The 283-nt window shown below is 56.2% G+C and carries 1 protein-coding gene; it reads left to right on the top strand.

Annotation, left to right across the window (positions count from 1 at the left end; genetic code table 11):
* On the top strand, positions 1 to 256 hold a 256-nt coding region (locus CH42_RS14315), incomplete at its 5' end, for a hypothetical protein (protein ID WP_204374555.1).
* Between the last annotated feature and the right edge of the window lie 27 nt (positions 257 to 283).

Below are 283 nucleotides of genomic sequence, written 5' to 3'. Positions count from 1 at the left end.
TCTGGAACGACGAAGAGGTGACGGAATGAGCGCCATTAGCGAATTGCTCGATGAAGCAGACGGATACCCCAAGCCGAATGGCAAGGTCGGGTTCCAGCTAACTCGGGACCGATTGATAAACGTGCTTCTTGGGTGCACTCCCGCACTCAACTCGATCGTATGCATCCCGACATCCGAAGACGACGACATGACGAGCTTCGAGATCACGCTGTACGTGACTTTCGCGCGGTCTGAGTTGGAAGAAGCGGCCGAATGAGCCCCCGCGACACGGTGTTTGAGGATG

The organism is Leucobacter musarum subsp. musarum, from assembly GCF_001273845.1.
Classification (GTDB): Bacteria; Actinomycetota; Actinomycetes; order Actinomycetales; family Microbacteriaceae; genus Leucobacter; species Leucobacter musarum.
Note: the sequence above shows the minus strand (reverse complement) of the source record. Positions and strands in the feature narration are given on the sequence as shown.